Origin of the sequence: Gilliamella sp. Choc5-1 (assembly GCF_001690595.1) — a bacterium.
Lineage (GTDB): Bacteria > Pseudomonadota > Gammaproteobacteria > Enterobacterales > Orbaceae > Gilliamella > Gilliamella apicola_M.
This window is the reverse complement of the sequence record NZ_LZHH01000002.1, coordinates 1-6,532: the sequence shown is the minus strand read 5'-3', so window position 1 is coordinate 6,532 and position 6,532 is coordinate 1. Positions and strand designations below refer to the sequence as shown.

The window sequence follows — 6,532 nt, the reverse complement described above, 5'->3', positions numbered from 1 at the left end:
CTCGCAAACGCCTTATGGCCTTTATACTGGCACCCCTTACGAGCACTGGTTTTCAGTAATGCCTATGCTAGTTAGGCTTGATGAGCACAGCCCTTTTTTAGATTGGGTAAACAACACCGAGTATAAGGACTGGGGCTGGTTAGCACGCTCTCATTTACCCTTTGAAGACATCTGCGCGCATTTACGCAGCTTAACCCAAGCCATAATGCCCGATGGCGAAACAGTCTTTTTTCGCTACTGGGATGGCGAATACCTGTCAATTATGCTTGATCACTTTGCCGATAGCTGGCAAGACGTGCTGCCTGCCTTTGCTTTTTATTGGATCAATCACCAATCGCATGTGGTGCATGTGCCGTTTGAACAAGCTGTACAGACATCACCTTGGTGGCAGGTGCCAGAATCATTAATAAAAAAATTGCTAACAGATAAAGAAAATCTTTTATTAGATAATATCTTACAAACGTTGCAAGAAAGTTACCCGAATATATATTGGGCATATCGGCATGATATTTTAGAGAAAAAAGTTAAACGTTTATTACAACGTAATAAGGACAAAAGTGACGTTTGGAATTTAATTTTACAACAATTTCAATCATAGGATAACAAAATGACAGAGGAAATCATTGCTCCCCCATTATCTGAGCCTGTTATCACATCAGATGTACAAGCCGAAGCTAATAAAGTCATAAATGAGGTTATTACTGATTTTAAAAATTGCCTTAATGACTACAAATCATTAACCGATACAATGCTGATCGGACGCTTTTTTGATATGGATCAGCAAATTAAGGTGGGTGACATGGAAATTGTTCAAAATGTCCAAAGTCGTGCACGAATGGATGGGGTTACCACCTGCCCATTAAGCGGAGAACTGGTTATCATACATACGTTTCAAACCGCAGGTAAAACCATTCCAATTCCGAAAACCAAATACCGTGTATATGAGGTAGAATCAGGTTATATATATGATAGTGATAAATACGTCAGCGAAGGTACATTAGATGATAATGGTAAAGCCGTCTTAAAATTAAAGCCAAATCAAAAATATAAAATTATGTTTTATCCCAATATTACAAAAAAAGATTTAGACAAGCTGTATGCTTCTTATGATGATTTAATCAATAAATGTGCAGCTTGGTTAGAAAAAAACTGGAATAATCGACAAAAGCAGGAATGGGAAACTTATATTGCTAATGGTGCATCAATAGATTGGGCCGAGGCATGTAAAGAGTTTGCTGATGGTATCTGGAGTACGTTAAAAGACATTTGGAATTTAGTTTGTAAATTATTTGATATATTTTGTCATCCTTTAGAAAATTTAAAAAAACTTAAACAACTTATAGGTGATGGTGCTGAAAAGTTAATCCAAATGTATGATGAACATAAAGATGAAATAGGCGATATGCTAATGATGCTAAAAGATGAAGCAATGCTATTTATCTTTTTTAATGCAACTTGGTGTCTTTTCAAATTATTGACCCCACAACAATTAATTAACTTTAGTGCCAAAATTGTAGGTCAAGTATTAACCGAAGTGATTATTGCTATTATTTTACCGGGCACAGTTCTAAAAAAAGGATTTGATATAGCAATGAACTTTGCTTAATCATAAGGATTATAATAATGGTAAAAAAGAAGAGATCAACTACATCAACTAAAGAGCTTATCAAAGCTCTAGACGAGTTAACCGAAATAGCTAAGCAAGCATGTAAAAAGCATGTCAAAGATAACCATGCAATAATTCACAGTGGTGACGTGAATCTTAACGTAAACAAAAAGGCAACAACCCATAGCAATGCAACGGGTGTAACTGAACATGGCAGCGTTGCTTCATCGGGTGGTAAGCCACAGACAAAAATAGAAGATCCATCGCCACATATCACCGACACCCCAGAGGCAGGTAAAAATGCCAAAGGTCAGGCGGTTTCGTCAGATAAACATACGCCTCATGATGGTGACCCCATATCGTTATTAACTGGTGAAGAACTATTATCGGTTGAAGATGGTTACTTAACTGGCATCGTGCCTTTTATTTGGCAACGTTTTTATCGTACTAGTGCAGTTGAATTGCAGCAAGGATTGGGCTATGGCTGGTCGCACTTTTTAAGTCAACATTTGGTATTTAACAACGATAGCATCACATGGTCAGACCATGAAAATCGTCAAGTTAGCTTTCCCTATCCAACCGAAAAATACACACATAGATTAAATAGCTTATCAGAAGCTATGCTGTGTCAAGGCGAACAAGATAATGAGTTTATCATTGTTCAATCAAATCAACCGTCTTTAGTGTTTAAACGTTCAAAAGACGGTAAAACCGCTTATCTGAAACGCATTATAGACCAGCATAACAATGCCATTAAGGTTATTTATAACGCCAATCGGCTGCCTTCTGCCATTTTATCACCAGCAGAGCAACCGACACGCAAATTAGTATTTATTTATGAAAATGAAATAGACGCAGCCCCTAATGAAAATAACCCCAACCCGCCTAATAATATAAATTTAATCAAACAAGTTGAATTACAAACCCGAGTAGCACAAGAATGGCAACGTGTTTCGGTGCTAGCAACGTATACTTATAACTCGCTTCACCAACTTGTTGCAGTGAAAAATGCAGCAAATGAGACCGAGCACTATTCTTATGATGATAAGCACGTTATTCAATCACGAACCATGGCTGGTGGGGCAACATTTTATTGGGCATGGCAAAATGAAGGTAAGCACGTACGCTGTTTACGTCAATGGGCGAACTTTCCTCAACTTGATAGTCGCTATCAATGGAATGATGAAGAAAACAGTGTCACTATAATTCACCAAGATGGCAGTAAAAGTTATTATAAGCATAATACCCATGGTAAATTAGTCCAAAAAACATCCGCTGCGGGTAATGTACAAACCTACGAATATAATGATAAAGGGCAACTGACCGCTGAAATTGATGGCGAAGGTCATATCACCTATTATGATTACTCCCCCATCACTGGCGCTTTAGATACCATCACTTATCCAGATGGGCATTGTGTTAATTATGACTACTTGCATGGGGAAATTTATACCATCACCCATGGTAATAAAGAGACCTATCAGCAATGGCGTTTTCGGCGTGATAGCCAAGGGAACTTACTGGAACTCATCGACCCTCAAGAGCGTAGCACAGTATATCAATATAATGCTCAAGGTAAGCCCATTTTTATTCAATATCCTGACCACAGTCACCAACGTTTAGTTTGGTCAGAGCAAGGTGAATTATTAGAAGATAACTCTTCAATTCAAGGGTTACGCCAATTTGGCTATGATGCTATAGGTCGCCTAGTATGGGAAAAACAACAAGACGGCAGTACCACACACTACCGTTATGATGCGTTAAATCGGATTACCAAAATTATCTTACCCGATAACACAACCCGTGAGTATCGTTACAATGCTTATGGTAAAGTGATTTGGTTTAAAGATGAAATGGGTAAAATCACCCAATATGATTACGCCGCGCCGTTACACCTACTCACCCAGTTACACCAACCTAATGGTGAAAAACTGACTTATCAATACGATAATGGGCATTTACAGATTAGCCAAATCACCAATCAAAAAGGCGAGCACTATCAGTTTCGTTACACAGCCGATGGGTTATTAAGTGAAGAAATTGGTTTTGATAATATAAAAACCACTTACCATTATAATAAAAACAACCAACTTATTGCCCGTTGTGAATACGGTGATGAACATCAATCTGAACCATTTATTACCCGTTATGAGCGTGACAGTGTTGGGCGATTAGTTCAAAAAATATTACCGGATGGAAATATTGAACACTATGAATATGACACTATCGGTCGCTTGATTGCGGTAAAAGATAACGATAATGTGTTATGTTGGGAATATAATAAAAGTAATCAACTCACAGCCGAACATCAAAATTGGGCGACTATCCGCCATCGCTATGATGATAATACAGGCTTACTCAGTGGCACTAAGCTGCCCGATGGACAATGGTTAGAATATCATTACAATCACGGTCAGCTACTGGGGATGACGCTTGACCACCAGCCATTAGCAGCTTTCCGTTGGGATAAACAAGGGCGAGAATATGAACGCCGTCAGGGTAATGGTCTAGTTAATCGTTATGATTATGATAATTTAAGCCGATTAACTCGCCATCAGATTTTTCATGGTTTTGATTTGGATTCACTGCCTAGTCCAACGCCTTTGTGGCAACAAGATTATCGTTATCAGGCGGATAATCAACTTAGCCAAATTCGAGGAAATGCAGCTCGAGAGTATCAATACGATGCCATCGGTCAGTTAACTTCGGTGGGTAAGCCTGAACATCATCAAACGCATCACGCTCCGCCATTAGAGATGCTACACTATGATGCTACGGGCAACTTCCTGAGTGACACCAAAACCCATATTACCAAAGGCAACCGCCTGACCTTTTTTAGTGACAAACACTTTGAGTATGACCGCTTTGGTAATCTGATTGTCGAAAAGCGCGGCAAAGACCACCGTCTAGTCACCCACTATGAGTACGACTGCCGGCATCGGTTAATCAAAGTGATTAAGTCGACAGGGCTAATTATCACCTATACTTATGATGCCTTTAATCGACGTACCAGTAAAACAGTAGATGGCAAAACCACCGAGTTTATCTGGCAAGACCATAAATTAATTGCAGAATGTGCCGATAACGATAAATTCTGGCGAAGTTATATTTATGAACCCGATAGCCACCGCCCCCTTGCCCAAATCCTTGGAAAAGCAGGACAGTCAGAAAAGTTAAAAACCTACTGGTATCAAAATAACTACTTAGGCACTCCTCATCGCCTTACAGACAGCCTTGGCGACACTGTCTATGAATGCGAATACAGCGCCTATGGCGAAATCACCTATGAACACTGGCCACAAGCTGAAAATAATATTAAACCCATCAATCCACTCAGATTTCAAGGACAATATTTTGATGAGGAGACAGGTTTACATTATAATATTAATCGCTATTACGCTCCTAATCTGGGTCGATTTATTACGCAAGATCCAGCTAAACTTTATGGTGGTTTAAATAGCTATCAATATTGTTTTAATCCGATTATCTGGATTGACCCACTCGGATTACTTGCAGGTTTAGGGAGTTATGGGCCTTATGACCCCCATCTTGTGCGCAAGCAGTTAGAAGAACTATATGGACCCGGTAATGTGGTTTCTAACACCGTGCCATTGCCAAATAATAAAAATGTTAAATTAAAAGGCCAGCGACATCCTAAATCCAGAATTGTGTTTGACAATAGAGGATTAGGTATTTTTGATGATATTGCAAAATATGATACCGTGTTACCAAGTGCTGAATTTTACAACAAAAGTTATCGAGGACAAATGAAAATGGCAACTGAAGATTTAAGAAGGGCTATCCAAAGGGGAGAAATAAATCCCGGGATATTTACACCAGAGCAGTTAAACGCAATTAATGCCGGTAAACCTAAAATACCTGGTTATACTTGGCATCATCATCAACATCGCGGTAGAATGCAACTGGTTCCAGAGGACTCGCATTTAAGAACAGGCCATATAGGTGGCGAAGCATTATCTAAGGGGAAATAAATATGTTAGGATTAGTAAAAGGCAATGATCAGACTATTGGTTTTGTATATGTTTGTTTATTATCTGGCGTTATCAATATGGATGAGGTCAATCGTTGGGCAGAAAAGGTCATTGGCGAAAATGAAGTAAGTGATTTACCCGATTATATTTTTGATGTAATTGATTTTAAAGGAATAGTTACTGAGTTAGAACGTTTGATTGGATTTTTTCCTCATTGGAAGCGTACGAAAGCGCAAGATAGGGCTGTTTATGGCCTAGCAGTAAAAAGAGGAGAAAAATTGTCTCAAGACGATGTATCTTTTAATGAAGAACAAGCATTAGAAGCCTTAAAAAAACACCCAGAAATCGAAAAATTGTTCAGGGAAACATTCCCATTTATCGATCTTTAATCATTTTATCCATCAGCTTATATCGCTACTATAAGAAGAATGGTTAGGATGTTCGCTAGGATGATAAGCAGAAAAGAGTTATCTACTTTTCTGCTTTTTTATGCAAACTTAAAAATACAGTATTATGGCATTACAGGCAACCGCCTGACCTTTTTTAGTGACAAACACTTTGACTATAACCGCTTTGGTAATCTGATTGTCGAAAAGCGCGGAAAATAGAATGCAACTGGTTCCATCAAAACAACATTTAAAAACAGGCCATATAGGTGGCGAAGCATTATCTAAGGGGAAATAAATATGTTAGGATTAGTAAGAAATGATCGGACTATTGGTTTTGTATATTATTGTTTACTATGTGGTGTTATCAATATGGATGAGGTCAATCGTTGGGCAGAAAAGGTCATTGGCGAAAATGAAGTAAGTGATTTACCCGATTATATTTTTGATTTGATTGATTTTAAAGGAATAATTACTGAGTTAGAACGCTTGATCGGATTTTATCCTTGCTGGAGATGCACGAAAGCGCAAAGAATGGCTGTTTATGG

General features: G+C 38.5%; 6 protein-coding genes. All 6 read left to right on the top strand.

All coding sequences use genetic code 11. From position 1 onward, the window contains the following. On the top strand, positions 1-598 hold a 598-nt coding region (locus A9G35_RS00185), incomplete at its 5' end, for a DUF4123 domain-containing protein (RefSeq protein WP_065635195.1). A 9-nt stretch (positions 599-607) separates the two neighbouring features. After that, the gene (locus tag A9G35_RS00180) at positions 608-1,606 is read left to right on the top strand and encodes a hypothetical protein (protein WP_065635194.1); all 999 of its coding nucleotides are present in this window, start codon (positions 608-610) and stop codon (positions 1,604-1,606) included. A gap of 17 nt (positions 1,607-1,623) precedes the next feature. Beyond that, positions 1,624-5,598: an RHS repeat-associated core domain-containing protein gene (locus A9G35_RS00175; RefSeq protein ID WP_065635193.1), complete on the top strand. Its 3,975-nt coding sequence runs from the start codon at positions 1,624-1,626 to the stop codon at positions 5,596-5,598. A gap of 2 nt (positions 5,599-5,600) precedes the next feature. Continuing rightward, complete coding sequence (locus A9G35_RS00170; RefSeq protein ID WP_065635192.1) at positions 5,601-5,987, top strand: hypothetical protein; 387 nt, start codon at positions 5,601-5,603, stop codon at positions 5,985-5,987. 220 nt (positions 5,988-6,207) lie between these two features. Further along, entirely contained in the window at positions 6,208-6,282 is a 75-nt protein-coding gene (locus tag A9G35_RS14015) for an HNH endonuclease (RefSeq protein WP_442903156.1), read from the top strand. A 2-nt stretch (positions 6,283-6,284) separates the two neighbouring features. Beyond that, positions 6,285-6,532 (top strand): hypothetical protein (locus A9G35_RS00165; protein WP_081300063.1); only part of this gene is annotated, 248 nt, incomplete at its 3' end.